The organism is Cupriavidus sp. H39 (assembly GCF_050271075.1).
In the GTDB taxonomy this organism is placed as follows: domain Bacteria; phylum Pseudomonadota; class Gammaproteobacteria; order Burkholderiales; family Burkholderiaceae; genus Cupriavidus; species Cupriavidus necator_B.
In genome coordinates, this window is record NZ_CP189847.1 from 445,931 (window position 1) to 472,585 (window position 26,655).

Sequence of the window (26,655 nt, forward strand, 5' to 3'; positions counted from 1 at the left end):
GCAGGGTAGGCGGGCCGAGTAGTTGTGACTTGAATGGTGATGTCGGCGCAGTGCCTCTGACAAGAAACTTGCCGCAGGTGGCAGCCAGCAGTCGCGTCCGGCAGCAAGCAGTTTAACTGAGATGGCCAAGGCGGAGCCGTCCAGAGCCGCCAAGCCAAGGGTTTTTTTCCGAGCTGGAATATTTAGGCGAAAAAATCTCGGTCAAGCGGACAAAACTTCCGGCTCGGGAAGGGATGAAAGCCGCGCCTGATGGCGGCTTGCAGGTCAGCGGCGCTCAACTGTCTCTGAGGTTTTTTGCCGGAACCTTGCGAGGCCGCGGTGGCGTGCCGGCGGTGGTTAGAGCGGGTGCGCCGGCGCTGCGCCGGCTATTGCGCTTCGCCTGCATTTCCTGCGCCAAGCGCAACACGTGAGCAAGCCGCTTGTGCTCAACGACCGCCCCCTGCTCAATCTCGGCCAACCGGTCATAGGTGGTGTAGGGCAGGTGGCGCCATTCGCCCACAGTTCGATCCGGCCGTCCGGGTACTCGGCCACCTCAATGTAGCGGTGAATCAGAGCGCGACGCTAGGGCTGGTCTGCCAGGAGGTACAGCGTCTTGTCGTACTGCAGCGTGAGGCTTTGCGACACCTTGCGCCAATCGCGCCAGGTGAAGATCCGCTCCGGATCCTCATCAGCCCGCACTGGGCGATGCGCATTGAAGTTGCTCCTGGGTGGTTTGGCAGGCATTGAAGTCGGCCACAAAGACCGCCACGAAGGCGTTGGCGTCGGCCTGAGAGGAGATCCGGCGCAGCCGCAGCTCCTTGACCAGCCGGTCCTGCAGCGTGCCGTCCATCCGTTCGACCCGGCCCTTGGCCGGGCTCGAGTTGGCGCACAGGATGTCGATGTTGAGCTCGAACAGCGCGCGCCCGAACTGGGTGTAGCCGCGGCCTTCGGCGCTGTCCTTCGCGTTGACGCGGAAGATGCCGGCCTTGTCGGAGTAAAACGCCATCGGCTTGCCGTGGCGCTCGACATAGGCGCGCGTGGCGCCGAAATACGCCGGCGTCGACTCGGTCGGCACGAACAACAACTGCATCAGCCGCCCGGTCGCGTCATCGACATAGACCAGCAGCGTGCACGCCGGCGCCCGGTCCTCGAACCAGGCGTGGTCGGAGCCATCGATCTGCACCAGCTCGCCCAGGCAGGCGCGGCGGTTCCTTGGCTGGTGCACCTTGGGCGGGCGCAGCCTGCGCGGCACCCAAAAGCCGGCGTCGATCATGATGCGGCGAACGGTCTCCGTGGCTAGGTCGATGCCATGGCGCTCACGCAGCTTCTCGGCGGCCAGGGTCGGGCCGAAGTCGGCGTAACTGTCGCGGATCAGGCCGCGCACGCGGGATTCCAGCCCGGGCGGCAACTGGCGGTTGCTGTCACGACCACGCTTGCGCGAGCCCAGGCCGCCGGGACCGTCTTCACGGTAGCGCAACACCAGCCGTTCCACCTGGCGCCGCGACAAGCCGAGCTTCTCGGCCGCGCGCCAGACTGCCAGGCCATGGTCGACCACGGCCTGAATCACCTTGAGCCGATCCAATTCGCGCATCGCCATCGTGATGGTCTCGGGCTTGGGCATGGCTGCCTCCGGTCTCGGACAGACGGAAAGCCGCCAGCATGCCAGCCTTGGCAAGGGGGTACGACATTTCTATTTGGCTCAAGTACGACATTACTATTTGGGTCTAACACCTGCTGTCCAGGCGGTTTTGAAAGGTCGGGGCGCCCGCTCAATTCAAATGTCAGTCCGAACGTGCTTTTTGTGCGGGTTTTGATGCTTTTGGGGGGTTGGCCGTAGGGCGGTAGGGCTGACCTGACGTAACCGAGTCCGGCCCAGGGTGGCGCGGTGGCTGCGCGGCGGGCCAGGTTAAAATGTCCGCCTTCTGCGGGATTGGGGTTGCAGCGATCGCACGCTCCAGATCGAGCCGGTTGATCAGCCGCTGCCGCTTGACGTTCAGCGGCGCGCGATGGGGCCGGGCGGGTTCGCCTTGCAGCGTGCGCGACGGCCCGGCTTGCTGGCGACTGTCGCGCTGCGCCTGCACCTGCGCCGTGATGGCCAGCACGTGCCCCAGCCGCTTGTGCTCGACGATCGCGCCCTGGTCGATCGCGCCGAGCCGGTCATAGGTGGTGTAGGGCAGGGCAGCACCATCCGCCCACAACTCGACCCGGCCGTCCGGGTACTCGGCCACTTCGAGGTAGCGGTGGATCAGGCGCCGGTGTTCGGGCCGGTCCTCGAGCAGGTACAGCACCTTGTCGTACTGCAACGTGAGGCTGGCCGACACCTTGCGCCATTCACGCCAACTGAAGATCCGCGCCAGGTCCTCGTCGCCGCGCAGCGGCCGGTGCGCATCGGAGTCGCGCCTGGGCACCTTGGCGAAGCGCGCATTGAAGTCGGCGATGAAATGCGGCGCAAAAGCGTTGGCGGCGGCCATGGTGCTGATCCCGCGCAGCCGCAGTTCCTTGACCAGCCGGTCCTGCAAGGTGCCGTTCATCCGCTCGACCCGGCCCTTGGCCGGGCTCGAATTGGCGCACAGGATGTCGATGTTGAGCTCGAACAGCGCGCGCCCGAATTGGGTGTAACCGCGGCCTTCGGCGCTGTCCTTCGCGTTCACGCGGAAGATGCCGGCCTTGTCCGAATAGAACGCCATCGGCTTGCCGTGGCGCTCGACATAGGCGCGCGTGGCGTTGAAATACGCCGGCGTCGACTCGGTCGGCACGAACAACAACTGCATCAGCCGCCCGGTCGCGTCATCGACATAGACCAGCAGCGTGCACGCCGGCGCCCGGTCCTCGAACCAGGCGTGGTCGGAGCCATCGATCTGCACCAGCTCGCCCAGGCAGGCGCGGCGGTTCCTTGGCTGGTGCACCTTGGGCGGGCGCAGCCTGCGCGGCACCCAGAAGCCGGCGTCGATCATGATCCGGCGTACGCACGCTGCCGAGATCTCGATACCATGGCGCTCGCGCAGCTTCTCCCAGGCAAGGGTCGGGCCGAAGTCGGCATAACTGTCGCGGATCAGGCCACGCACGCGGGATTCGAGGCCAGGCTGCAATTGCCGGTTACTGGGGCGACCGCGCTTGCGAGAAACCAGTCCGCTGGGCCCGTCCTCCAACAGTCGCAAAACAAGCCGCCTGACGTGCCGGGTGCTGATGCCGAGGCGCTCGGCCGCTCGCCAGCGCGCCAAATGCCCATCGGCGACTGCCTGGATCACCTTCATCCGGTCAACTTCGCGCATGCTCATGGTCACCAATCCCTCTACGCGCATGGCTGCCTCCCGTAGCGCCCGACGAAACTCGCAGCGTACGGGGACTAAGCCTCAGGTGACATCTCTAATCATCGCAAAGGTGACATTACTAAAAAAGACCAACACCTGCTTTGCGCATAATAATACTTATGTTAAATGACGTACGGTGCTACGGATGCCGATTGGCCCCACAGACGCACGCACCCTTAGCCCGCTTCAAGTTTCTGAAGCAAATATCGATACGCGAGCTTGACCAGAGATCGATTTTGATTAGCTCCGCCAGTTTTTTGTCAAGGGAACTTCACACCTGCGCTCCGCAAGGAACTGCGCACCTGCTCATGAGATAAACGTTGAGGTTTTTATGGAAAAAGCCGGATCTTGGGGAATTTTGGCAATGGCGTCATCGTGTTGTCGGTTTTTCTCCTTACCTAAAGCGTGCGGCTAACTTCGCTCTCAATGTTGCTGTCTGTCATTTCATCGGCCTCGGGAAGGCTTATATTGGCTTTAGCCGGTGCGGAATCGAAGTCAACTCGACGGGCAATTTCTCCGCGTTCGTCATGGATATACAGAAGCGTCCCGCTGTTCAGCGGCAAGATCGGTGGCAACACTTAGTGCGTCAGCGAAGCTCAATCGGTGCTCTAGGTGGCCGATCCCCTCGATCGCGACAACACATTCCATACATGGATATCGCTATTTGAATTTCGCACACTGCCCTCCGCAAATATGAATGGCAGAGTTTTCTACTTTAGTTGTAAGTTTGATTCTCGGATGTACCTCTGCTTTACTTCGAGAGACTACTTATCTCTTATGGGCGTTGGGTGCGCACCGGTGAGACCAGTCGTCGGCGCACCCTCGCGTATTAGCCGATGCAGTGCAACATACTAAGTAATATGCACGCTTTAGATGTATCGCGGCTTCGATCTTCCGTCCCGCCGCAGCGTCAACAAACGCAGCGTCGAGGCACCTTTCAATGAGTTCTATTGTGCCTCCGCTTTCGAACAGGCCCGGGGGGCGTTCTTCCCACACGTGCATCAGTACATCTCTCCGGTGCACCAAGGTTTGCCGCGGCCAAGGATTGTCGCGAGTAAGCAAGTCCAAGCGTAAGGCCAACAGCGTTTCGAGTAGTACCTTCGGGCATGCAAAGCGCTTGCGAAGCTGATACTGCGCTGTCCCAATAGTAGAGTGGGCCGGCACGTTTGGCAGAAACGAGTGATCCATGTGAGTGAAGTGCATTGCACTATGATCGCCATCGGCAGTGCGTTCGGTCAGAACACGGCTAATCCAACAGCGCGCGGACTCTATCCATTCCCGCGCAAAGACCATGCCGGCTGTAGTGTTCGAGTAATTTCGGACAGGCAGAGTGGGCAACAGATATCCATGGTTGAGTGCAAGCGTACCCGGTTATATAAGCCAACGATGTAATGGGTGATGCCACGCCGGGCTCGTCGTGGTCGGCGTATTGACGCTGCCACACACGCTCCATCTTCGGGTTCAGGAAGAACCGCTCCATCACCGCGTTTTCCCAGAAATTGCCTTTTCAAAAATGTTGCAAACGACCTGATGGCGTGCCAGCAAGGCCTGATACTCCGCGCTCGCGTACTGACTGCCTCTATCCGAGTGCATCACCAGGCCTGGCGCCGGCGCCGAATGGCCGACTCACCGAGCTTCCATCGACCGGCAAACCTCGCCGATCGATAATCCTTGGCACAAACGGCCGATCTAATTGCGAAGGACCATGCCGGGGTAGGCGCGTGTACCAGGTCTACGGCCACAGACACCAGCACGGGATTCCTGTATTGTTCCAACGTGAGAGTAATCGATTTGCTGGCTCCGCTGCTTTTACCTTGGCGAGCACTTGGTCGCGCTCGATGGCGGCCCTGTCGGGATAGCGGTGCGCTACCTCGTTATCGATAACTTCCACAATATCATGGGTAGCATCAGTCCAGAGCTGGCAGACGGTTGCACGGCTTCCTGACCTCAATGATTTCAGCAGTACAACGCGGCGTACTCGGGTATTTTGGCTACGATGGCCCAGCCGCCGCCAACGCCAACGCCTTTGCCCCGCATTTCACCGTCGTCCGTGGGGCTGACACAGCAGCTCCACCGCGACATCCTCCAGCAAGGCGGGCCAGGTAGCTTTGTGATTCATGGCGAGTTTCGTATGTCGCCGTCGCGGAAGACCAGCAGGACAAATGCCGCGAGGCCGACCGTGGGCGCGCTGCCGTACCGGCGCTTTTGAAGTGCACGACCAGGAAAGGCGTTGAAGTCCGCGCGACCGATGTCATCGAGCGGGGCGCCCTCTGCACCAATTAGGCAGCCGGCTGGCAAAGCAGCCAATGATGCGTGCGGCTCCGGAAACCAGCTGGGTGGCACCCCTTCCCGCCAGCACTTCGGCCGGCGTCAGGTCGTAGAACACGTTGACCGGGGTTACCTAGAACGCATGGATTTCACTATTCGGGAGATCCGTCATCTGGATCAAGGCCGGGGCCAGCAATTCCGGCACCGGTAGCGCGAATTGCCAGGACGGGTATGCGCGGCCGATGGCCTTGCCGCGCGAGGTGAAACAATAGAAGCGTTCATCCTTCATCGCGCGGTACAGCGTCGCCTGGGACATGGCCACCGGGACCTATGCAATGACCTGTGAGGAGTTCAGATATGACACGGCACGTCGGTCCTCCTGCGTCGGCCGCAAGCCGGAACCCGCAAAGATGCCAACGGCCGATGCCGCTGGCATAGAGGCCCTTGCCGAGTTGTGCCGTTGGGCACGACCATTTCCGGGCCGCGACTTTCTCGCGCTATTAGCGAAATAGCCTCTCGTCCCATCGCACGGGCTCAGCCGGCCCGACGACAATCCGTACGGCTTCCGGGTGGGCGGGATTAACCAGCGCATTCCACTCGGCGCGAGCGACCACTGACGGCACCAGTAAGATCGCAGATCTTCCCTCCTCCAGCCAGCGATCTCCGTAGTCGCGCGCGATGGCTCGTGCATCGTGCGCATCCCAGCCTGTCGGCAAGGCATTCCATTCGACGCGCTCAATCGACACGCCCTCCGGCACGTCGGCGGTCACACAAACGTGGTGACGCGGCACTTTGCCGATGCGCGCATGGACCAGCACCTCGAGCATGGCGCCGGCAAAGGTAAGCGCCCCGTAAATGACCGGCCGCCCTGGGCTGTTGAAGCGCCCCCCCACCAGCATGGCGCCGGTGCCAGTCCAGACCGGGTGACGGCTGTCGGCGATGCGGTAGATCCGCATCAGACCGGAATCCCATAGAACAACTTCCAGAGCAGCTCTTCAACCCGGCGCGCCCCCAACTCAGTCATGCCGACGTCCAAGGGGGTGCAGCCCTCAAGGAGGGGATGCGGCGTGTTGAGAAATTCACGGGCGTCATCCTCGTCGTCCCAGACAAAGTTGGCGCTCGCGAAGATTCTCGCTAGGCGCTCGGTTTTCTCGGACTCGTCCGGCGACAGCCGCTCGCGCCGGCGCTTGTACGTTGCCTCTGGCACGATACGCGCCATCAAGGCGCGTTGCTGCTCGACCGAACGAGCCACGTGCGCCACACTCTCTCGCAGCGCCTTCTTTGGTAGACCTTCGCGCACTGCCGCATCGAGCTCGGCGAACGAGTGAGGCACCGGCACCAGCGCCATGACTGCGCTGATCTCTTCGGGGGTGATCACCATCTCGGCTCCATTTGGTATCAAATGATGTACGATTATAGATCAAATGATACCAAGTTGCCGCGTCCTCGGTGACTAGCCGTATCGGTTGAAAGATCGCGCCGCCCCGTCGTGGTGCCGGATCGCCAAGGACGGGACGCCATTGAAGGGAAGCCAGACATGTGCAGGGAAACGGAATCAGTGAGAGGCGCTTTTCGTGATACTGGAAAAACGGAAGTTGTGAGACGGCCCGGCCTCGGGTGCGAGGTATCCGCCCCAAACACGGGCACTCCATATGTGAATTATACGGTACATTTCGTTCCGAGGCCAGCAGCTGCTGCGCACGCCGGAAGATTCACACCCACTTCGTTATTCGGCGTACAGAGCTTCTGCGGCGGGCGCAACAGCATTAGCACGTCAGCATTGGCGCGGGCAAAAGACTTTCCGCCGGGCCGTGGCGGACGTGCGCCAGGTGATTGCCTGCGATATCCCAGGGGTCGGGAGGACTTGGACGGAGCGGCATCTTCTGGCCATCTCAATTTGTCAGGCTGCAAAACCGACCTTCCGGTCAGGCGTGTCCCCGCCTCACCCAGCGCGGCGACTCCCTTCTGAAGGCAGTCGGGCGACTCCGCCAAGGCGCTGCCCCGCCCAAAACAGCACCCTCCCGTCCGTGGCGATTCGGTTTGCCGCAGCCCTGACAGGGTGTGCGCCACGGCTCGTCGGGGGCGGGTGAGGCCTGGGGCCTCTCCCATAACCCCTGTCGCACCCAATGTGGCGGCCCGATACCGCCACGGCGCTGCCCCGCGTCACGGCGCGGCAAAGGTGGTGACATTTTCATTACGCTCTACGGATCCCGCTAACTACGACCGCTACGAACGGGGGGCGCCCAGACTCGACTGAGCCGGCGCTTTCGCAAACTTGCCGGACATGGCAAGAACCCGAACATTGCGGTGGTCGCGGTGGCCCGCGAACTGAGCGGGCGCATCTGGGACATCAGCCGGCTTGCTATGTCGCTTGCCGTATCGAACGACAACGTAATCCAGCACCTAGCAGCATCTCAGTTTCCTGAAGGCGGCGTCCCCGCACCACGAGCAACCCTCGCTCCAGCTAGGGAACAGACTTCGTCCGACTTGCGGCATTAGATAGCGGCAGGCTCATTGGGCGGACATCTGTAGTGCGGTAGGCAACCCGCCGATATCACCCTGATCCAGCGTCGAGACTTACTGCTACGTCGCCCTCAGGAAATTAGGCCCCAAATATGAAACTGTGAAACTGAACCAAACCAATCTCGATTGACACCCAGAATATGCAACCGCCGCCATCATTCCCAACAGCGTGATCGTAACGGTGGACTTCACTAAATGGATCAAATGGCCTGAAGACATGTGCGATCCAACTGGTTTTGTCAATACCCTCAAGTTCCCCAAGGAACTTCATTTGGATCGCCTGCACTTTTTAGGAAAACAGCGTGTTTGTTATTAAAGAAGTGTTCGGTATCCGAATCAGCCGCGCACCGGTACGATGCTGGACCGGGAGACACCTGGCTGCAGCGATTTCGGCCTCCAGTGCTGCGGGCGATAGCGCACGCGACTTTTCCGGAGCGACCAGGCTGACTCGCCACAGGGTCTGGTTGTCGGCAAACGTGATGGTCAGGCTGTCGTGCAGCACGCGTTAGCCGTGGGACTTTGCCCTGTCAGTCAACAGATCGAAATCAGGCACTTCTCCCGGCTGGAAAGTCAGCGACAGATCAAGCGTCATGCGGCAGCAGACCCGTGCCACGCCCGCCAGGCCAAGCACGACAACGAGTTCCGCAGCGTGTCATGGCAGCAGGCCGCCGCCGCTGTCACCAGCGCGCACGGCACTGGCCAGCGCGTGCAGGATCCGCGCGCGTCAACCGGCTTACGATGAGCCGGCCGGCAAGGTCATCGCGCGCAGCGACACGGGCCAAGGTGTGTATGCCGTGGCAGACCCGCGCCAGGGCGTGCGGCGCGAATGCGGCGGCCACTATCTGATCGGCGCGCACTACGGCCTGGTGAGCTGGGATCAACCGAGCCGCGCGGTGTCAGCAGCTGCTGGCCACGACAACGGCCGGTGGTCTGTGGCCGACCTGCGCCTGCCCCGGCGGCGAACGACAAGCTCGTCGTCATCGTCCGCGCGCTGGACGGCAACTGGCTGCCCGTTCACCACACTAGAGCTCGCCGCGCTGCAGTCAATGTCGAGCCCGAGGAATAATTGATTTGGATGGTCTGAGCGATCAGGCCCGGCGTGAGCGCATCGGCAACGCGGTATCGCCACGGGCAAGCGGATCATCGTGGTGATGGGCACCATGCTGCTGCTGGCGGAGACGGGCGAGACCTTCATGCTGTCTGCAACGCCAGTGTGGGTTCGGCCGGTGGCAGTCACCCTGTCAGTGGCACAGCTTCCGAAGGGATGTGATGGCCTATTTATCGACCAACCCGACGACGGCCATAAATGCGGAAACGAGAGCTATACCAAGAGCCCATTTTGAAATGCGGAGCGCTTGTTGAGCAATCTGGGCTTGGTCCTGCGCCACCGCTGCCGCCTGCTCCGTCGCCCGAAGGGCTCGCTCCTCGAATATCTCGGATCGCTCGCTGTCGATCCTGTCGAGATATGCACGAGCGTTCTCTAATCGTCTGTCGCCAAAGGTGTGGCGCTCTACGTTCTGCCGGAATTCATCCTCGCTGTGTTTAGCAATCCACTCGAGTATTTCGGCATCAGTTTCGAAGTTCGCCATGGCATGCCTCCTATCGCACCAAGAAGCGTAGCACGCGACGGAAGCAAGGCGGATAGAAATCGCGAGAAAAGCCAATTCCTACACGTCAAGGCCTACATCAGCTCCATGCTGGACAACACCAGCGCCTTGCTGCTAGCTTGGACCAGCCAATTAAAAGGTCGCAACATCTTGGCGCGCCTTTTCTTCGCCGTAGTCAAGGGCGGCATCGACGCTCACAAAATAGTCGGTACCATCGATGAGATCGTAGGACTGGACCTGGAGAAGGGCGCCTCTGACAGGTCGGCCATCGGTGCGAATGATCGAGTAGCGAACTACGTATCCAGGCCTATGTGGGTCATCACTCCGGTCCGCCTGAATCGACACCTCATACTCGCCGATAGTGACGCGTCTTTGCATGTTCGTCTCCATACTCCCGGCTTATTCATCGGGACCCAGAATCACGTCAACTGCGCCCCTGCCAGCCAACTCGGCGACAAGGTATGCCCAACGCTCCGAGTATGGTCCGCCGAACACCTTGATGCGCTTGCCTATGGCTGCGACCCCACGCGGCCTCATAGGTCCTTCAATCTCGAACCAGACGTTGAACATGTCCGTCGACACCTTTTGCACATCGAGGTGAATGTTGAATCCACGATACTCAATCACGCGCTCCATGACCATCTCCAATCCTTTCAAGACATCCTAGCATGACGAAAGAGCGCCCAATCAGCGGTGCCATGGAGAGCGCCATCTTCGACGGCCGTAGAAAACGCAGACGCGGCGCGTGGCCACTGAATTCGACGCTCGATCGCCTATGCTATCAATGCTGGCCACGTGTCCTCGGACTGATTCAGCAGCGCTATGCACTGGCGAACCCATTTGCCGGGGTGAAGTCTGCGGCGCCCAACAGGCAGTATGCCTCGATGCCTCGCGGGCGTTCAGCGGCGGTCGAGTGGGAGCTGATGCACGCCATTGCCGACGGACTCGAATGATCCCACAGGGTGGACCGCGCGGCACCACCTGCGCTTTCTGCTCGATTTCGGCTACGCCACCGTTTTGCGTGCTGAAGACCACAAGAGCTTCGCTGCCGGCGGACCGTCATCGGAAGGTCGGGGTGTTGTTATTCCTTCTGTATCGGGAGGACTGGCTCGTTCGCCAAAGCCATACACCCTCAGTGATTCAGGATTTTCCGGTCGATGTTTATGCCATGCCTCCTCGTATGGAGTCGGTCTCGTTGAAATGGTGAAGAAAATGTCCACAGACTATCTCGGTACGATCATCGTGATTTATCACTGCAGCGTCCGAGACTGGTATCTTGCAGAGGTTGATGCCGAGGCGAGCATCTGCCGCTTTGGCCCGTTTGACAGCGAAATTGCAATCCATGACGTTCTTGCTGTCATCTACCTTGACACTCAGCATGTTGAGATCATCGACGCCCCGGGCGAATATGACGACGCCACGATCCTCCGCACAGCAACAGGGGGTTGCGCTGCCCCCCTGTTTGGCATCGCCCGGCCGAACAGGCAGGCCACGGAAGACCAACCTCCCTTTGGTTCAACCGTCGCCGTTTTGAGGATAGCTCCCGTGGCGCATTGGGATCGAATAGTTAGAACTGGCGGAGTGGGCGATAGGCGTACAGCGGCGTTGCGACATTCTTGCGGACACGAGCTATGCCAGTCAAGCAAACAACATCCGAGATGCCATCGCTGGCTCACAGGAGTCCACCATGGCACTGAATTTTCCTAACGCCAGCCGCAGCTACGATGCGCCGCGGCACTGCGTTTGCTTCTGGTGCTACGACAACGCATGCGAAGTCGCATTCCAGGTTTCCGACAGCATGCTTTCGCGCCTGAGTCATGAGGCGGCCGCCGACGAGGTCGCCCTTCTGGCCATGTTCGACCGTTATCGTGATCAGATTCTCCTGCTGGCAAAACATGTCTACACGCCAGGGACGCGTAATACTTACACTATCGCGTAGTTGCGGCTTGCATGCGGCACGGAACCCATAGGCCATCGGCTTCGAGGCCTAGATTGCGGCATGAATGAACCGCTTGAATAGACGCTGCTGATATTGACCCCGCTAAGGAAGACGATCTGGCCATCGACAATCAGCAGTTTGCGGTGATCCCGTTGATTGACCTACCCCTTCTTCGCGGACAGCGGTTTCATCGGTTTGAACTCCAGCACGTTGATGCCGCTGTCTGAAAGGCGACTGAAGAATGCCTCGGGTGAATTGATCGCGCCCACGCTATCGTAGATAAGATTCACATGCACGCCCTGGCCTGCTTCTTGATGAGCTCATCGGCAAAGCAATTCCCCACGGCATCGTCCTTGACGATGTAGGTAGATCGTGCGCAGCAAGTCGCTGGCACGCAGCGCCTGGTGCAGGACTGCGAGCTCACGTTCCGACAGCACCTCCCCTTCCCTTTGCAGCCAGCGCTGGAACGCTTCCTGCGCCTTGGCCTCGTACGCGCCCGCAGGGCGCGGATTTCATCCAGGGTGGTTTGCTGCAGGGTATCGGGGAACCTGGCTAGGACATCGTAGCGATGCGTGGTGATGGCCTGCATGGTCCATGCATCGCAGCCTGCCCTGCCCGGAATTGACCCGGATCCCTTGGCGCCACCCTGCGTACCCTGCCAAGGCCGAGAGCCGCCAGCAACCGGATGTACAACCAGCCAAGGTCGAGTTCCCACCATTTGCTGGACAGCCTGGCTAAGGTGACGTACGCATGGTGGTTGTTGTGTAGTTCCTCGCCGCCGAACAGAATGCCCCATGGCACGATATTCCGGGAAGTGTCGTTCGGCGCGTACGTGCGCTAGCCCCAGTAGTGGCCGATGCCGCTGATCACACTCGCGGCGAATAACGGCACCCACAGCATCTGCACTGGCCAGATGCTCAGTCCGATCGGGCCGAAAAGCACCTCGTCGATCGCCAGCATGACGCCGATGCCTAGCCCGACGTGCTTCGCATAGAGCTTGCGCTCGATCCAGTCGTCAGGGGGGCCATGTCCATACCGTTCCAGCGTTGCGGCGTTCCTGGCCTCGCTGCCATAGAGTTCTAGGTCTTCCAGCAGCACTCGCCTGATTCCGTAGCACCGCGGGCTGTGTGGGTCTTCCGGGGTTTCGCACTTGGCGTGGTGCTTGCGATGGATCGCCACCAACTCCCTGGTTACCATACCAGTGGTCAGCCACAGGCATAAGCGCATGAAGTGGCTGACCATGGGATGCAGCTCCAGGGCACGGTGAGCCTGGTGACGATGCAGGAAGATCGTGACCGACGCAATGGTTACATGCGTCAGGCCCAGTGCAACAAGTGCGTAACCGATCTCCGACGACCGTGTATGGCTGCCGTTCGCGACGGCCAGCTATATCGCGGCCGCGGAGGACGCCTCGGGCTGGACGAGATGGTGCCCTTCCTGAAAGGCCAGCTGCTGGGCCCGCCGAGGCCGACGCCTTGTTGCAGCCTATGGTCTCGGAGGTATCGGCCTCGCTGTTCGAACACTGCGAGCGCGTGCCCGACTTTTGCATCGCGCACACCGGCGAGCATTGCCGCTGAGCGGCGGCGGCGACTGGAACGATGGCATGAACCTTGCCGGCGCCGGCGGTAAGGGCGAAAGCGTCCGGCTGGGCTAGCTGCTGGCACGCACCCTCGCCATGTTTGCACCGCTAGCGCAGCCCCGCGATGCTGCGCGCGCCAACCTCTGGCGCGCGCATGCGGCCTTGCTGGGCGAGGCCCTGGAGCGCGAGACCTGGGACGGCGACTGGTATCGCCGCGCGACCTTCGACGACGGCACCTGGCTAGGACCGTGACGAATGCCGGATCGACGCCATTGCGCAGTCTTGGGCGGTCTGTCCGGCGCAGCCGATCCCGTGTGTGCCCGTGCCGCGATGTGCTCGCAGGAGCGGTGCCTGCTGCGCCGCGATGACGGGCTGCCGCTGCTGTTCACCCGCCATTCGACAAGGGTTCCCTCGGCCTGGTCTGCATCAAGGAATATCAGCCAGGCCTGCGCCAGAACGGCGGGCAATTCAGCCATCCGCGATGTAGGCAATCCCGGCGTTTGCCATGCTCGGCGTGGCCGACAAAGCTGTCGAACTGTAGATGTTGGACAATTCCTGCATCCGGCCACGCCTGCGCGAATGCGCGCAAGGATTTCCTTGCCGATGTACAGGCGCGATCAAGTCTCGGTTGACCGCAAATGCCGCGCGTTGCTGGGGCGCGTCCGAGCGAGATTTGAGCGAAGCAAGCCACTCGACAGAGTCGTTACGGAGGAGCTATGCAAGGTCAGAAAAAATGGCTTAGCCGCGCAGTATGGGCACTTAATTTTCCTCCCGTAACAGCGGGGTTGAGCGCAGTATAAGACGCAATACATTAAGGCAGACCTCTTCGTCCGTGGCGGATAAAGTCCCCGATTATCGGGCCGTATGTATGTGCCCCAGACATTCGCCTTCGCCCCAATGGCCCGCGAAACCTGCGGACGGCGGCCGCACTTCTGGACGTCGCTGGCCGGGCGATTAAAAGGCGCCATCGGCATCGTCACTGACCGTTTAAGGGAAGAGCCTCTCACGCCCGGTGGCTATGGCATGGCTTTGAAACCACCAATTGTTGGGATGCGGAAGTCAGCTCTTTTGCGATCATTCTCCGAGCGGTTGCGATTGCCATCCAAACTAGAAGCCCTCGCCAACCAGGCAGAGGGCCGTCTTTTGTCGGACGGCGCCCAATTGCGCCGGGCCGGGTCTGCGCGCACACTGATCCTGTTAACCGATGGAGCCGGCTATGCACAACATCCATGTAGTAGCGTCGGATTCCGGCTGGACTGTCGAGCACGCCGGCGGTGGCGACGGAACCACGTTTCCCGTCCAGGAGGAAGCCATTTCCGCCGGCGCCGCTCAAGCGAAGCGTGAGAACGTTGATCTGCTGATTCATGACGTCGACGGCGAACTTACCGAGCGACGCAGCTATGCCAGCGCCCAACGCGACATCAAGAAGTGACGGCTTCGCGCCCGGGACGGCGCCTGCTACGGTCAAGGGCGAGCACCTCATGTGCGCTGGGGCTTCACTTCGCGAAAAAAGCGGGAACTGTCCTACAGCGCGTCACGAAGAGCTTTCCTAAAACATAGGTATAACCCACTCATACAAGGAGGGACTTGTATGACAACGATCACCGTTCAGGTTCGGCTTACTGACGACGCTCGTTGGACAGTTGAAATAGATGGCGTCGAACAGTACACCACCTATCCGACGCGCAATGCAGCCATCGCTGCGGGCGTGCACATGGCCATGGAGAACGATGCGGTTCTGATGATTCACCGAGTTGGAAGGAAAAATAGCGAGATCGACTTCCGTGACTACGCTCTGCCCACTTCCAAGAGAAACCGACTGCGGGGCCGCGATGGCTACCGAACGGGCGCCGATCTCGCGGCGCCCCAAGGAGCCACGTCCGAGAACAACCTTCCCGGATAGTCACCTAGTTATGCATCGTCGGTGTAGCCGTCGCGGTTCGTGACCCGCGCCCCTTCGGAAAAGACGTCCCGCCTGTCGGTGACCGAAGCACCATCGGTATAGACGTCAAACTTTGCAGTTTTGCCTCCATCGGTATAGGGGTCGCGCGGTCCCAATGTTCCGGCATGAAGTCCGGCGGCGCCAACGATACTTATGACAACAAAAAATAATAGCTTCTTAAGCATAATTTCCACCTCCTTTCAGTGGCTATTCCCCCAGCCGCCCGTTCCAGTATAGGCGCCGGCAGGACGTTTTTTTGCATTGCACAATCTTATATTTCGCTATGCAGCGGAGACCTGCTTGCGCTTTCACTTCAATCCCGCCCCCGGACGAAGTGATAAAGACGTCGCAATACCCTTCCGAGAAGCGCGTACAGCGCGCTTTGCCCTGAAGGTACACAGTCTAGCCTCATGGTTCCCATACATAGTTCGCGTGAGCGAATCTATGTGCCTCCTTAAGCCACCTTATGTTGCGGCACGGCGGCGAGCCACCAATTGGTGGGGTGCGGAGAGATGAAGTTATTTGCCATCATTTCGTCGGGCATTTCCGGATCGCCCACCCTAAATTTAAAGCCCTCGCCATCCGGCCGAGGGCTTTTCTTTCGTCAGACGGCGTCTGATAGCCCCTGCCGCGCCGCGCGAAAACTAGTAGCAGACGCGACGGCCAGATCCGCGAGCGGAACCCCTTCTGCCGCGTCCCACGTAACATCAAAGGGTGATACGCTTTGAGCACGGCGTACATCTGCTCCCGCAGCTCGTCTGCGGCGGTCTTCGGAATAGCGTGATGCCAGCAACAAGGCTTAGCGTCGTGGCAACCGAACAGGGATGGTCGCTCGAAATAAACGGCACTTCAGAGCCGCGTCAGTTTTTCCCAACGCTCGAAGCCGCGATCAGTGCGGGCTGGACTCGCCCCGTACCTCGAACACATCGAGCTTCACATCCAGCCACTGGTCAGCGGTGTCCGGCTTCGCGCAGAGAGCGTCAATCTTGTCAACGTCGTCAGACCGAGGTCGGCGTACGTCCGCTCGTGAATCACCACAAATCTCCGCCGGTGTAGTTCGTCTGGCCGACGCACAACGCGTGCATTTCATGCAGCAAAACGCGGGCTGGCGCGGCGCTCCACGAGACCTCATCTGGCGGCCTCCGGCGTACGTCCACCGCGACGGTTCTGCGCACCCGCCCGCGTTGAGGGCGAAGCTGGTGGCATTCGGTCAGCCGGTATGTTTTACCCTTCAGGCTCGGGGTACAAGCCACGACGCCATACGCCCGCCCCCGACGCGGAAGAGAGATGCAGCTTCATCCAGCCATTTTGGCCGGCGGTCGCCGAAGGACTGTGCCTTCAGAAAGGATTCATTGATTCCTCGACGGCAAGGATACTCAAGCAGTTGTCGCAGAGCCGAAGCGTTCTTGGTCCAGCACCGGCATACTCACCGATGCGTAATCGCGGACCGATGATCGGAAAGGACACTGCATACATCCGAACTTCCCGTTGCCCTAATGGCCGCTTCCACCATTGCGGCATGCTTGCGATTCCAATCGCGCAGCGAAGCAAATCATTCAGGCGTGTGCGGACGGAGCAGTCTGGCAGACGCCGGGCTCAAGCAGTCCACTACGCTTAAGCCCGGTGGAGAGAGCGGAGACCCTGGTAATACGCTCTTCGTACCGAAGCCGATGAGGTCAACCGGCTGGGCCGATGGATGCCCTGTCATCAGGAAATTGGGCGGACGCAACCTGTTCCAACCAAGGGCCGCATATCGCCCGCCCCTGCGTCGGGGCACTAGGACGCGAGGTGGAACGCTCGGTCGCGATGCCAGGGATAGGGACTTTGCTTGGGGCCATACGAAGTCATGGGTTGTATCAAATAATTCCCTTTGCCGACGATTAAGCGCGTATGCTGGGGTTGCCAACCGGCAAACAAGCCAGGAGTTGTCATGGCAAAAAGCCAACTACGCAGCAACCGTGAAGCGAAAAAACCAAAGCAACCCAAAAAGCCTTCCGCACCGATAACTCCGTTCAGCACGGTTCAGTCACGGGTCCGGAACGACGGTCTTGCCAAAAGGAAGTCGTAAGCCTGCAAGTGTCTGGTAAGGCGCGCGATATCACCTCAAGGTGATAGATCCTCCTACAACGAAAGCCGACCGATAAGGGAGGCGTACCATGATGCATCCTGAACAGAGAACAGACTTTCCGAGGCCTGCCACTGACCGCCGAGCAAGACTCGGAGGTTCGCCACTATCAGAACAGAAAAGCGAGGCTTGGCAAGCCATGGGATACGTCGGAACTGCGTTGGATGCTAGAAGACATGCTGTTACCTCCCAAGACCGAGGATAGCCCTCAGGAAGATCTCCTTCTGGGGCCGTCTGCTGCAGCCGAACGTGCAGCATCGTTCGTCGACGAGGCCATGGAACCGACTGCAGCATACGAAGATTGGAACGCCGCCATGGAAAGCGAGGGGATGAAAGGCCAAGCGCGCTGATGTCGGCTACCAGGTGGAGATGGCGCTCGTCGTTGCGAGCGGCAGGCCAATCCCGGCAGCCGGGTCGGCCATTGGTTGGATCTCGATAAAGGGCCGCTTCGACTCGACCTTGCCGAATATGGCGGCAAACGGAATGTCGGCGGCATCCCGTCCGGTGCCGATGCGCAGGAGACCAGTCGGAATGGACACCCCCGAGGGATCGAGCAGGTACCATCCGCCTGACAGGAACACCTCGACCACCGCGTGAAAGTCCGGTGCGCCGTAGGTGGGATCCGCACCATAGTCCACGCTGCTGGACATACGGGCGGGAATACTCAGAGCGCGGCAGATCGCGATCATCAGATGGGAAAAATCCCGGCATACGCCGGTGCGCTCGACAATCGTATCGATTGCCGAGGTTCTCTCATTGGTGGATCGCGAAAGAAAGCGCACATGGTTGCGTACCCACTCTCGAATCGCATACACACGCGAATAGCCGGGATGCATGCCGCCAAACTCTCGCATGGCGAACTCCATCATGCGATCGGATTCGCAATACCGGCTCGGCGCCAAGTACGACAGTACATCGAAGGGAAGTTCTGCTACCGGTACCTCCGTTAAGGACATGCCATCGTCCAGCCGATGATCGATATCCACCACAGCTTCATAGCGGATGGCCAACGGGCCCTTGATCGCACGTATCCTGAGCAGTCGGTTACAGAGCGGATCCGTGTAGCGAGCGGCCTGAATCGGTGGCATGAGCGCCAGACGCTCGGAGACAACGGACTGTCTTGCTGTCTTCGCAGCTTCGACAATCAACAGAAAGTCTCCTGTGGGATCGAGGATCTCATAGGACAGGTTCACCGAGTACCGAAGACGGTTCATTTCCGACCTTGTGTCGACATGGGGCAGAGAAGGGCTCCTCGGCCGCGGGAACGGCTCTGGCCATCCAATTCAGTGTAGCGCCAGAAGTGGGCGAGCGGTCCGCGCTAGGGGCACTGCGGGTGCGCGACGAAACCCCTCCCCGATCAATTTGTAAGCAGGTTAGGACGGTGTGCATCGCCCCTTCTATACTGCTAGGTGAAGCGTTTCGGAAGCTAAGTACTTCTGCTCCGCCTATCACTCGTTTCCGGGCTCTCCCCCTCGATGACGTCTTAGGACTGGTGACTCCTGAAGTCACTCATGGGGATTCCTGGAACGTCCATGCAGGATGCCACGCGGCGACCGCCGTTCGTCCTCTCTCTCAGTAGCCAGGCAAGCCAGTCTTTCGCCAGAATCGATGCAATCGATGTCTGGAGAGAGAGGCTCTTCTCGGCAAGACCGATCGCAAAGTTGGCTTCCGCCTTCGTTGTGGCTCTTCCGCATTTCAGGTTGGCGCAGCCTTGCTCTCTTCGTGCTGAAGACGCCGTAACGATCCTGAGCAATGCGATATGGGTGGAAATGACTACCCGTTTGCAACGGAGAATCAGCGCCCACAACGGGGACAGTTGTTCAACACTGCCATCACGATGCCACCCTGGCAGGCAATGAAGGAAGATATCGTGCCAAAAGAATCTACAGAGACCACTTACCGGACCATATATGTCACGCACCTTTTACGTGACCGCCAGTTAGGTGGGTCGCCAAAGGGGAACACCCAGCGATTCGGAGTCATGCGCTTGCCCGCACCCACAGGGCAACGGTCAGTCACCCTGCTGATTGACTGGGATCGTGCTGTCAATGAAGGCTGGCCAGACCTGCGGTCACCGTCCTGCACCCGAACCAGTCCCATCAGGAGCATCGGCCGCAGCCATCTAGAAAGCATCCGCCGGCTCGCCGGAAATGGACACTGAGATTGCGTGAGGTAAATTTATGCGTACGCTGTTGTATTTCAGTCTGAAAGACACCGCCACGGCACGACTGGCACAAGTGCGACTCGGCGATTTGGGTGGTACCTCAGCACGCGTCAATGGGCCGTGGTTTGTCCAGCGCGACAATCAGCCAGTCGAGGGATTTCCGCCGACAGACATCGGCCAGACTACTTACCGCGAAGAGGCGGCAATCGCCGGAATCTTCGTCGGCGCGCTTGCGGCCGCGCTAGTCATTTTGCGATATGGGGTCTCCTTTGGCGCCGGTGCCACGGCAGCTGCGTATGTTGGCGCTGTCATGCTTGGCGCCATGATCGGCTGGTGGGCCGGCGGATTGGTTGGCGGCAAGATTGGCCGCGTTGGGCTGTGGCGGCAGAATGCGCAAACAGCACCGGGCCAGTTACTGATGATAGCCAGTTGCGATTCGAAATCGAAGGAGGCCCTGAAGCAGATCGTCAACGAAGTAGGCGGCGTCGGCGTCGACGAGCATAGTGACCTGATGCCGAATTTCAGATGGCTATGATTGCTGCTTCGGACCGGCCGTGCGGATTTCCCCCGAAACGTACGTGACTCAGCCTGAACGAGAGGGCGAGGTCCGACATGTCGTCCAGGAAGTTTGGCCGCCACCTCGCCAGGCGCCTATGGTTGGATCCTGCTGCTCCGAATTCAGATCAGCATCGATTCCTACTCAGCGAAGCCTTACGTCGACAAACTCATTCTACAAAGATTAGAAATGGCGATGGATCGCGTGACCGAGTATCGTGAGTTCAATATCCATGTCGATATCCATATGTCATCTAAAGACATGTTTGATGTTTGGTTCCAGATCGAGGGACCCATGAGGCCGCCGGGCGTCGCGGCGATTGGCAAGCGAATCAAAGTCTTCGGGCCGTACTCCAGACGTTGGGCTTACCTCGTCGCGGAACTGGCAGGGCGAGCCGCGGTGGACGTTATTCTCGGACCGTATGAATGAACGGAGGCCGAGAGCGGGTCAGCTATACAAAGACGCTTCACGATTGGTGACTACCGTTGAACAGCGTCAGGTCGATCGTCCGCGGGGCCCGGCGGTTTCTTGGCTGGTGCGTCTTGGGCGGGGCGCAGCTTGTATGAGACCCGGAAGCCGGCGTCTGTCATGATCCGGCGTACCGTTTCTGTGGCTAGGACAGGTCAGGGACGGCCGGAGTCGGCGAAGCGGTCGCGGGGTCAGGCCGCGCATGCAAGATTCGGGTCTGGCGGCTACTTGCGATGACTCGGAGTGCCTTGCCGGCAAATCGTGATATGATTCGCGCGCGAATTAAATCGACAGCCGTTGCATGCCCGACCATGAAACATCGCCTCGTCTATCTCCTAAACGTCGGGCAGCGCCGGCTGCAACGCTGGTCGCAGGCGCGTGCTGCGCGGGGTGGCGTCACTGCGGCGCAATCGGGGTTGCTGTTTTTTCTGGGCACGCACAATGGGGCGTTGATGAGCGAAGCTGCAGCCGCGCTGGACCTTGGTGCCCCAGGGATGAGCGGGCTAGCTGACAGGACGGAGAGAGCGGGCTTGATCGAGCGCCGTGCCGATGAGAACGATGGCCGTGCGACGCGCCTGTGGTTGACAGACGCAGGACGCTACGCGCGACAGCGCTCCAAGGTCGGCATGACGGATCTCAACGCCAGATTGACCGAAGGGTTCACCGACGCAGAGATCGATGTAGTGGCGCGATGGCTGACCAGCCTGCAGACCAAGTTTCCCGTTGCCGACGAGGGCGACGTCTAGCCTGATTCGCGGCTGGCGCCCTACACCGCCTAGCGCTGCGTGACCTTCGAAAAATCCGGTTTGCGCTTTTCGGCAAAGGCCGCGAATGCCTCCCTGGCTTCTGCACTCGTGAGCCGCTCCTGGAATTTCGCGCTCTCGCTGTCCATTCGTGTAACCAGCATCTCGGCCTGGCGCATCAGCGCCTTCAAGGCGCTCAGTGAGCCTGCCGACTTGGCGGCGATGCGTTCGGCCATCTGTCCAGCTTCAGCGCGGAGTTGGTCGTTGGCGCAGACCTTGTTGGCGATGCCCCAGGCCAGCGCGGTTTGCGCATTGAGCGGCTCACCCATGGCGAACATCTCGAATGCCCTGGCATGGCCAACGCGAAGCGGAAGCAGGCAACAATGACGTCAAAACACCCGATCCAACCGTTTGGTCGTTGTCGAAACGGCCGGCAAAGAGATGCATGGAGGTCTAGCGCGGTTGGGATATTCCTTGTTGTCGCCGCGTATGGCCGCTATTGATTGACGGGTCGATAATCAATCTGGAAAGGGGTCCGATCTGAAAAGCTACTGAGAAGAATATAGTTTCAGGCGGTTCCGCGATCGCCGACCCAAGCTTGAAGCACTCGCCAGCCGGCCGAGGGCTTTTCTTTTGTCGGACAGCGTCCGAACCGCCATCACTCGGCGCCAGAGACTGACGGCAGCATAAACAGCCAAGGAGACAGCCATGCCAGGCAAGAATATTCACTTCGTGCCCACCAACAACGGCTGGGCAGTTGAAGCGGAAGGCGGCGACGGCGTCCAGCAGCAGTTCGCCATGCAGGAAGCTGCGATTGCAGCCGGCACTGAGCGGGCTAAGCGCGAGAAGGTCGAGCTGCTGATCCACGGCCGCGACGGGCAGATCCGGGAGCGGAACTCGTTCGGCAACGATCCGCGCGACATCAAAGGCTGATACGCTTTTAGCACGGGATGGCATCTGCCGCTGCAGTTCACTGCACCGGTCTAAGGAGTGTGCGATGCCAGCGACAAGCCTTAGCGTCGTGCACATCGAACAGGTACGGGCGCTCGAAATAGGCGGCACGTCAGAGCCGCGTCTCAGTTGTTCCCTGCGCTCGAAGCCGCGATCAGCGCGGCCTGGGCTCGTGCCCGACGCGATAACATCGAGCTTCACATCCAGCCGCTCGCCGGCAGCGTGATATTGCTGCGCGGAGGACACCAATCCGGCGGACTTCGTCGGATAGCGAGAGCGCACGTTCATTCGTGAATCACCCCAAATGCCCGCCGGATGTAGGCCGTCTGGTCGACGCACAACGCGCGCGTTTCATCCAGCATTGGGAAACGCAGGGCTGGCGCCAGCCGTGCGTTTTCCGGGCCCCTTGGGAACCCCCGGGCCCAAGGGGTCTCTTTTTCAGGCTACGTTAGAACGCTCGCTGCAGTTACCACACGGCATCCGCCCCGCCTTCCATCGATGCCTTGCAGCCCATGCTTCAAAAGAGGGCCTGCCGCGCGAGCCGCGTCCCGACTGAAGTCCCACAACGTGGCGAACACCACCATCTGGTTCCTGATCTGTTCGAGTCGCTGGCCACCCTCCCCCGGCTACAGCTTGGACGACGAGGTCTGCGTGCTGGACGACATCGGCAAGAGCGAATTGTAGGGCGGCATTCGAGCCGCGGTACCAGCCTTGCCTCTGGCGCGCGCGCGTCTTCTTCAGCGCGTTCAGCGGCTTGACCGGCTAAGCGGTCCCGTTCGCTGGTACTTCTCGCCGCGGGGAAACTGGTCGGCGAGGCCGAATCCCTTCCGCGCGGCGTAAGGTCGCCATGAGCGTTGCTCGACGAGGCGGCGCGCATGCTTTGAAGCGGCGCGCAAATGCCTCATTCAGGTGTAGTGTCAGGCCACCTCCAGAACCAGGTTGCGATAGATCTCACGCGCCCCCTCCAGCTGTTCCAGCGCGATCGATTCATCGATGGTATGCGCGTCCTCCTCGCATCCAGGCCCCAGCCCGATGGTCGGAATGCTGCGGCGGCCGGCCGATTCAGAGCCGTTGGTGCAGAACGCCCAGGTTCCGATCTGCGGCGAGTGCCCGGCTTGCGCGATAGCGCGCATCGCGGCCTGCACCAGCGGGGTGCTTTGCGGCTGCTGCCATGCCGGCAGCCAGCGGGTCGGCCGCGCCGATTCGCCGGTGAAGGTCTGCACCTCATCGTCGGACACCGTCAGTGAAAAGCCATGCAGACCATTGGCGCGGAGGCAGGTGCCGATCTGGCCGAGTATGTCCTCGCGCGTCTCGCCGTCCAGAGTGCGACGGTCGAAGCGGATGGTCGCCGAAGTCGGGATCATCGAGATCGATGGATACGGCGACGAGACGATGTCCGTGGGCACCAGCAGCGCGGCGCCAAGGACCGGGTCGACCGGCAGTTGCAGGCCTTCCAGCGCCGTCAGCGCACGTGCGGCGGCGTGCAGCGGATTGACGCCGAGATGCGGCGTTGCCGCATGCGCTGGTTTGCCGTCGAAGGTGAGCTGGATTTCAAGCCGTCCCTTCTGTCCCGTCTTGACCTGCAGCTTCGAAGGCTCGCAGATGACCACCGCCGCGGGCTCGCATCGGCCGAGCACCGATGCCAGCGCATGCCCTTCGATGACTTCCTCCAGCACGCTGGCGGACACCGCGATGCGCTTGCGCAGCGGCCGCTCCCGCGCCGCCGCGGCGACGCCGCAGATGGCGGCGGCGATGCCGCCCTTCATGTCGGTGCTGCCGCGTCCGTACAGCCGGCCGTCGTGGATGGTGCCGCCGAATGGCTCGAAGCGCCACGTGCCGGTAACCGGCACCACGTCCATATGGCCGTCGAACAACAGCGCCACATCGGCGTCCTCGGGGCCGATCAGCCCGAGCACGCTGCCGTTGCGGTCCGTCGTCACCGAGGTGAAGCCGGCTTCGGCCATACGGCGTGACAGCAGCGCGGCCAGGTCGCCCTCTTGCCCGGAAAGGCTCGGAATGCGCACCATCTCGCGTGCCAGCGATGCGACATCACTGAGATGGCTTGCTGGATCGATCATCATGGTGTTTCCCTTTTTTCAGCGGTTGACCAGCGTAGCGGGCACGCGCAGCACCAGCAGCGCACCGATCACAGTAAAGGAAGCGAGGAAGTACATGCCCCAATCGGTCGAGCCGGTCAGGTCCTTGATCCAGCCGATCGCATAGGGGCTGGCAAAGGCGGCGAGGCCGGCGAAGGAATTGATTGCCGCAATGCCTGCCGCCGCGCTGCGCCCTTCGAGGAAGGCAGTCGGCAGGCTCCAGAACAGCGGCGAGCAAACCATGCACCCGGCCGCAGCCACTGACAGCATCGCTACCGCGAACGCCGGGTTATGGCTGAACATCGTGCTGAGCGCGAGGCCAGTGCCGCCGACGAGAAACGGGATGACCATATGCCAGCGCCGCTCGCGCGTCTTGTCGGAATGCCGGCACACCAGGATCATCGACACCACCGCGAACGCGTTCGGGATCGCCGTCAGCAGGCCGACGTCGAGCAGCGACACCACGCCCGTCGAGCGGATCACCGACGGAATCCAGAACGCGAGGCCGGACAGGCTGGAGACCGTGCAGTAGCAGATCAGCGCCATATGGATGACTCGGCGGTCGCGGAACAGTTTCAGCAGCGACACATGCTCGGTCTTGCTTGCCTTCTCCGCCGCGATGTTGTGCGCGAGGTGGTGTTTCTCGGCCGCGCTGAGCCAGCGTGCCTCGGCGATGCTGTCGTCGAGGTACCAGAGCACGGCAAGGCCCAGTACCACCGACGGGATCGCCTCGAGCAGGAACATCCATTGCCAGCCGGCAAAGCCGTAGTGCTGGTGCATGCTTTCCATGATCCAGCCCGACAGCGGTCCGCCGAGGATGCCTGCCACCGGCACCGCGGTCATGAAGACCGCGATCACCTGGCCGCGGCGGTGCGACGGGAACCAGTAGGTGAGGTACAGGATGATGCCGGGATAGAAGCCCGCCTCGGCCGCGCCCAGCAGGAAGCGCAGGATGTAGAACTGCGTCGGTGTCTTGGTCAGTGCCATGCAGGCTGAGATGCAGGCCCACAGGACCATGATGCGCGCCAGCGTCTTCTTGGCGCCGATGCGGTGCATCAGCACATTGCTCGGCACTTCGAACAGGAAGTAGCCGATGAAGAAGATGCCGGCACCGAGGCCGTACACCGTGTCGCTGAACTTCAGCTGGTCCAGCATCTGCAGCTTGGCAAAGCCGACGTTGACGCGGTCCAGGAAGGCTGCCACGTAGCAGGCCATCAGGAAGGGCAGCAGTCGCCAGGCCACCTTGCGGTAGAGCGCATTATCGTGCGCTGCCACCGTGTCCGATGTGTTCGGGGTCGCGGCCGGCGCGTGCAGCGCCGGCGCGGAATGCAGGGAATCGCTCACTATGTTCCTCCTTTGGATTTGATGAGACAACAACGCCCCCTGCGGGCGCCCGCAGGCGCCTGCATGTACTTTTTGTTTCTACTAGGGAAGGGGGCGGAGAAGGCCGCCGGCTACGCGGCCAGTGCCTGCGGCGGGGTCGCGCCGCGCTGGCTGGTGATGCGGCCGTAGGCCTCGGGGCGGCGGTGCCGCTCGAAGTTGAAGGTCGTGGACTTGTACGACTGGCACAGGTCGAGGTCACAGCGCGCGATGGCCAGTTCGTCGCCCTTGGTCGAGCAGGCCGCGACGATCTCACCCGAGGGCGCGATGATGCAGGTGCCGCCGATCAGCTCGCAGCCTTCTTCCTTGCCGGCCTTGGCTACGCCGACCACCCAAGTGCCGTTCTGGTAGGCGCCTGCCTGCATCACAAGGTGGTTGTGGAACATCGACAGGTCGTCGTGCTCCGGCGCGGGCGGGTTGTGCACGGGCGTGTTGTAGCCAAGCAGGATCATCTCGGCGCCTTGCAGGCCCATCACGCGATAGGTCTCCGACCAGCGGCGGTCGTTGCACAGCGCCATGCCCATGACGCCGCCGAAGCCTTGCCAGACGCCGAAGTCGTCGCCCGGCTCGAAATAGCGCTTTTCCAGGTGCTGGAAGGCGCGCCATGGCTCATGCTGGTCGTGGCCGGGCAGGTGCACCTTGCGGTATTTGCCGATGATCTTGCCGTCTCGGCCGACGAGGATGGCAGTGTTGTAGCGCCGCTCCGCGCCACCTTCGAGCGCCAGTTCCGCATAGCCGAGGTAAAAGCCGATGCCGAGCCGCGCGGCGGTGTCGAACAGCACGCGCGTCTCGGGGCCGGGCATTTCGCGCTCGTAGAAGGCGTTGAGCGCTTCGGGGTCTTCCATGTACCAGCGCGGGAAGAAAGTGGTCAGCGCAAGTTCCGGGAACACCACCAGGTGGCAGCCCATCTCGTGGGCATGGTGCAGGTGGGCCAGCAGGCGGGCAACGACGTCGCGGCGCGAGTCGCTGCGCTGGATCGGGCCGAGCTGGGCTGCGGCGACATGGACAAAGCGGGACATGATCA

The 26,655-nt window shown here is 61.1% G+C and carries 22 protein-coding genes and 7 pseudogenes; 12 read left to right on the forward strand and 17 right to left on the reverse strand.

Annotation, left to right across the window (positions count from 1 at the left end):
- Positions 1-182 precede the first annotated feature (182 nt).
- From ACOCMH_RS14455 to ACOCMH_RS14480, 6 genes and pseudogenes are all read right to left on the reverse strand, one after another.
- Positions 183-1,600, reverse strand: a pseudogene (locus ACOCMH_RS14455) (ISNCY family transposase).
- A gap of 160 nt (positions 1,601-1,760) precedes the next feature.
- Complete coding sequence (locus ACOCMH_RS14460) at positions 1,761-3,281, reverse strand: ISNCY family transposase (protein ID WP_427309007.1); 1,521 nt, start codon at positions 3,279-3,281, stop codon at positions 1,761-1,763.
- Positions 3,282-4,558: 1,277 nt separating this feature from the next.
- A pseudogene (locus ACOCMH_RS14465) lies at positions 4,559-4,901 on the reverse strand (IS3-like element IS1953 family transposase); the annotation flags it as partial.
- Positions 4,902-5,691: 790 nt separating this feature from the next.
- Positions 5,692-5,874 (reverse strand): hypothetical protein, encoded by a 183-nt coding sequence (locus ACOCMH_RS14470; protein ID WP_427309008.1) that lies wholly within the window; start codon positions 5,872-5,874, stop codon positions 5,692-5,694.
- A 184-nt stretch (positions 5,875-6,058) separates the two neighbouring features.
- Positions 6,059-6,514, reverse strand: a complete 456-nt coding sequence (locus tag ACOCMH_RS14475; RefSeq protein WP_427309010.1) for an RES family NAD+ phosphorylase — start codon at positions 6,512-6,514, stop codon at positions 6,059-6,061.
- Complete coding sequence (locus tag ACOCMH_RS14480) at positions 6,514-6,939, reverse strand: antitoxin Xre/MbcA/ParS toxin-binding domain-containing protein (protein ID WP_427309011.1); 426 nt, start codon at positions 6,937-6,939, stop codon at positions 6,514-6,516. The genes ACOCMH_RS14475 and ACOCMH_RS14480 overlap by 1 nt, the downstream gene beginning before the upstream one ends.
- An 848-nt stretch (positions 6,940-7,787) precedes the next feature.
- Between ACOCMH_RS14480 and ACOCMH_RS14485 the strand changes: the two are divergent.
- Both ACOCMH_RS14485 and ACOCMH_RS14490 read left to right on the forward strand, forming a co-directional pair.
- Positions 7,788-7,937, forward strand: a pseudogene (locus ACOCMH_RS14485) (IS110 family transposase); the annotation flags it as partial.
- Positions 7,938-8,673: 736 nt separating this feature from the next.
- A pseudogene (locus ACOCMH_RS14490) lies at positions 8,674-9,334 on the forward strand (DNA cytosine methyltransferase); the annotation flags it as partial.
- Between the two features lie 21 nt (positions 9,335-9,355).
- Here the strand turns inward: ACOCMH_RS14490 and ACOCMH_RS14495 are convergent.
- The 3 genes from ACOCMH_RS14495 to ACOCMH_RS14505 form a co-directional block, all read right to left on the reverse strand.
- Positions 9,356-9,670: a hypothetical protein gene (locus ACOCMH_RS14495; protein ID WP_427309012.1), complete on the reverse strand. Its 315-nt coding sequence runs from the start codon at positions 9,668-9,670 to the stop codon at positions 9,356-9,358.
- Between the two features lie 150 nt (positions 9,671-9,820).
- On the reverse strand, positions 9,821-10,066 hold the full coding sequence (locus tag ACOCMH_RS14500; protein ID WP_427309014.1) for a hypothetical protein: 246 nt from the start codon (positions 10,064-10,066) through the stop codon (positions 9,821-9,823).
- 21 nt (positions 10,067-10,087) lie between these two features.
- Positions 10,088-10,324: a hypothetical protein gene (locus ACOCMH_RS14505; RefSeq protein WP_427309015.1), complete on the reverse strand. Its 237-nt coding sequence runs from the start codon at positions 10,322-10,324 to the stop codon at positions 10,088-10,090.
- Positions 10,325-10,356: 32 nt separating this feature from the next.
- Here ACOCMH_RS14505 and ACOCMH_RS14510 point away from each other — a divergent pair, with 32 nt between their 5' ends.
- Both ACOCMH_RS14510 and ACOCMH_RS14515 read left to right on the forward strand, forming a co-directional pair.
- Positions 10,357-10,641, forward strand: coding sequence for a hypothetical protein (locus ACOCMH_RS14510; RefSeq protein ID WP_427309017.1), 285 nt, complete (start codon positions 10,357-10,359; stop codon positions 10,639-10,641).
- 734 nt (positions 10,642-11,375) lie between these two features.
- A complete protein-coding gene (locus tag ACOCMH_RS14515) occupies positions 11,376-11,627 on the forward strand; it encodes a DUF1488 domain-containing protein (RefSeq protein WP_427309018.1) in 252 nt (83 codons plus the stop codon).
- A 41-nt stretch (positions 11,628-11,668) separates the two neighbouring features.
- On the opposite strand, the pseudogene ACOCMH_RS14520 reads toward ACOCMH_RS14515, so the two are convergent.
- Positions 11,669-11,994 (reverse strand): annotated as a pseudogene (locus ACOCMH_RS14520) (phospholipase D-like domain-containing protein); the annotation flags it as partial.
- Positions 11,995-12,464: 470 nt separating this feature from the next.
- Complete coding sequence (locus tag ACOCMH_RS14525) at positions 12,465-12,869, reverse strand: hypothetical protein (RefSeq protein ID WP_427309020.1); 405 nt, start codon at positions 12,867-12,869, stop codon at positions 12,465-12,467.
- A 103-nt stretch (positions 12,870-12,972) separates the two neighbouring features.
- On the opposite strand from ACOCMH_RS14525, the pseudogene ACOCMH_RS14530 reads away from it, so the two are divergent.
- The 3 genes and pseudogenes from ACOCMH_RS14530 to ACOCMH_RS14540 form a co-directional block, all read left to right on the forward strand.
- Positions 12,973-13,744 (forward strand): annotated as a pseudogene (locus ACOCMH_RS14530) (GH36-type glycosyl hydrolase domain-containing protein); the annotation flags it as partial.
- A gap of 678 nt (positions 13,745-14,422) precedes the next feature.
- Complete coding sequence (locus ACOCMH_RS14535) at positions 14,423-14,638, forward strand: DUF2188 domain-containing protein (RefSeq protein WP_427309021.1); 216 nt, start codon at positions 14,423-14,425, stop codon at positions 14,636-14,638.
- 159 nt (positions 14,639-14,797) lie between these two features.
- Positions 14,798-15,109, forward strand: a complete 312-nt coding sequence (locus ACOCMH_RS14540) for a DUF2188 domain-containing protein (RefSeq protein ID WP_427309022.1) — start codon at positions 14,798-14,800, stop codon at positions 15,107-15,109.
- Positions 15,110-15,117: 8 nt separating this feature from the next.
- Here ACOCMH_RS14540 and ACOCMH_RS14545 read toward each other — a convergent pair whose 3' ends face one another.
- A complete protein-coding gene (locus tag ACOCMH_RS14545) occupies positions 15,118-15,333 on the reverse strand; it encodes a hypothetical protein (RefSeq protein ID WP_427309023.1) in 216 nt (71 codons plus the stop codon).
- A 1,978-nt stretch (positions 15,334-17,311) separates the two neighbouring features.
- Here ACOCMH_RS14545 and ACOCMH_RS14550 point away from each other — a divergent pair.
- Positions 17,312-17,623 carry a hypothetical protein gene (locus ACOCMH_RS14550; protein ID WP_427309228.1) on the forward strand — a complete coding sequence of 104 codons (312 nt, stop codon included), beginning with the start codon at positions 17,312-17,314 and terminating at the stop codon, positions 17,621-17,623.
- 6 nt (positions 17,624-17,629) lie between these two features.
- On the opposite strand, the gene ACOCMH_RS14555 is transcribed toward ACOCMH_RS14550, so the two are convergent.
- On the reverse strand, positions 17,630-18,487 hold the full coding sequence (locus tag ACOCMH_RS14555; protein ID WP_427309025.1) for a transglutaminase-like domain-containing protein: 858 nt from the start codon (positions 18,485-18,487) through the stop codon (positions 17,630-17,632).
- Between the two features lie 966 nt (positions 18,488-19,453).
- Here ACOCMH_RS14555 and ACOCMH_RS14560 point away from each other — a divergent pair.
- The 3 genes from ACOCMH_RS14560 (at position 19,454) to ACOCMH_RS14570 (ending at position 21,207) form a co-directional block, all read left to right on the forward strand.
- Entirely contained in the window at positions 19,454-19,972 is a 519-nt protein-coding gene (locus ACOCMH_RS14560; protein WP_427309027.1) for a hypothetical protein, read from the forward strand.
- Between the two features lie 93 nt (positions 19,973-20,065).
- Complete coding sequence (locus ACOCMH_RS14565) at positions 20,066-20,422, forward strand: hypothetical protein (protein ID WP_427309028.1); 357 nt, start codon at positions 20,066-20,068, stop codon at positions 20,420-20,422.
- 350 nt (positions 20,423-20,772) lie between these two features.
- Positions 20,773-21,207, forward strand: a complete 435-nt coding sequence (locus ACOCMH_RS14570; protein ID WP_427309029.1) for a MarR family winged helix-turn-helix transcriptional regulator — start codon at positions 20,773-20,775, stop codon at positions 21,205-21,207.
- A 29-nt stretch (positions 21,208-21,236) separates the two neighbouring features.
- On the opposite strand, the pseudogene ACOCMH_RS14575 reads toward ACOCMH_RS14570, so the two are convergent.
- A pseudogene (locus tag ACOCMH_RS14575) lies at positions 21,237-21,581 on the reverse strand (enoyl-CoA hydratase/isomerase family protein); the annotation flags it as partial.
- Between the two features lie 331 nt (positions 21,582-21,912).
- Between ACOCMH_RS14575 and ACOCMH_RS14580 the strand changes: the two are divergent.
- Positions 21,913-22,137 (forward strand): DUF2188 domain-containing protein, encoded by a 225-nt coding sequence (locus tag ACOCMH_RS14580; protein ID WP_427309030.1) that lies wholly within the window; start codon positions 21,913-21,915, stop codon positions 22,135-22,137.
- 935 nt (positions 22,138-23,072) lie between these two features.
- Here the strand turns inward: ACOCMH_RS14580 and ACOCMH_RS14585 are convergent.
- The 3 genes from ACOCMH_RS14585 to ACOCMH_RS14595 all read right to left on the reverse strand — a co-directional run bounded on the left by ACOCMH_RS14585 (position 23,073) and on the right by ACOCMH_RS14595 (position 26,650).
- Positions 23,073-24,236 carry a YgeY family selenium metabolism-linked hydrolase gene (locus tag ACOCMH_RS14585; RefSeq protein WP_427309032.1) on the reverse strand — a complete coding sequence of 388 codons (1,164 nt, stop codon included), beginning with the start codon at positions 24,234-24,236 and terminating at the stop codon, positions 23,073-23,075.
- A gap of 15 nt (positions 24,237-24,251) precedes the next feature.
- A complete protein-coding gene (locus tag ACOCMH_RS14590) occupies positions 24,252-25,583 on the reverse strand; it encodes an MFS transporter (protein ID WP_427309230.1) in 1,332 nt (443 codons plus the stop codon).
- 122 nt (positions 25,584-25,705) lie between these two features.
- Positions 25,706-26,650, reverse strand: a complete 945-nt coding sequence (locus ACOCMH_RS14595; protein ID WP_427309033.1) for an N-carbamoyl-D-amino-acid hydrolase — start codon at positions 26,648-26,650, stop codon at positions 25,706-25,708.
- Between the last annotated feature and the right edge of the window lie 5 nt (positions 26,651-26,655).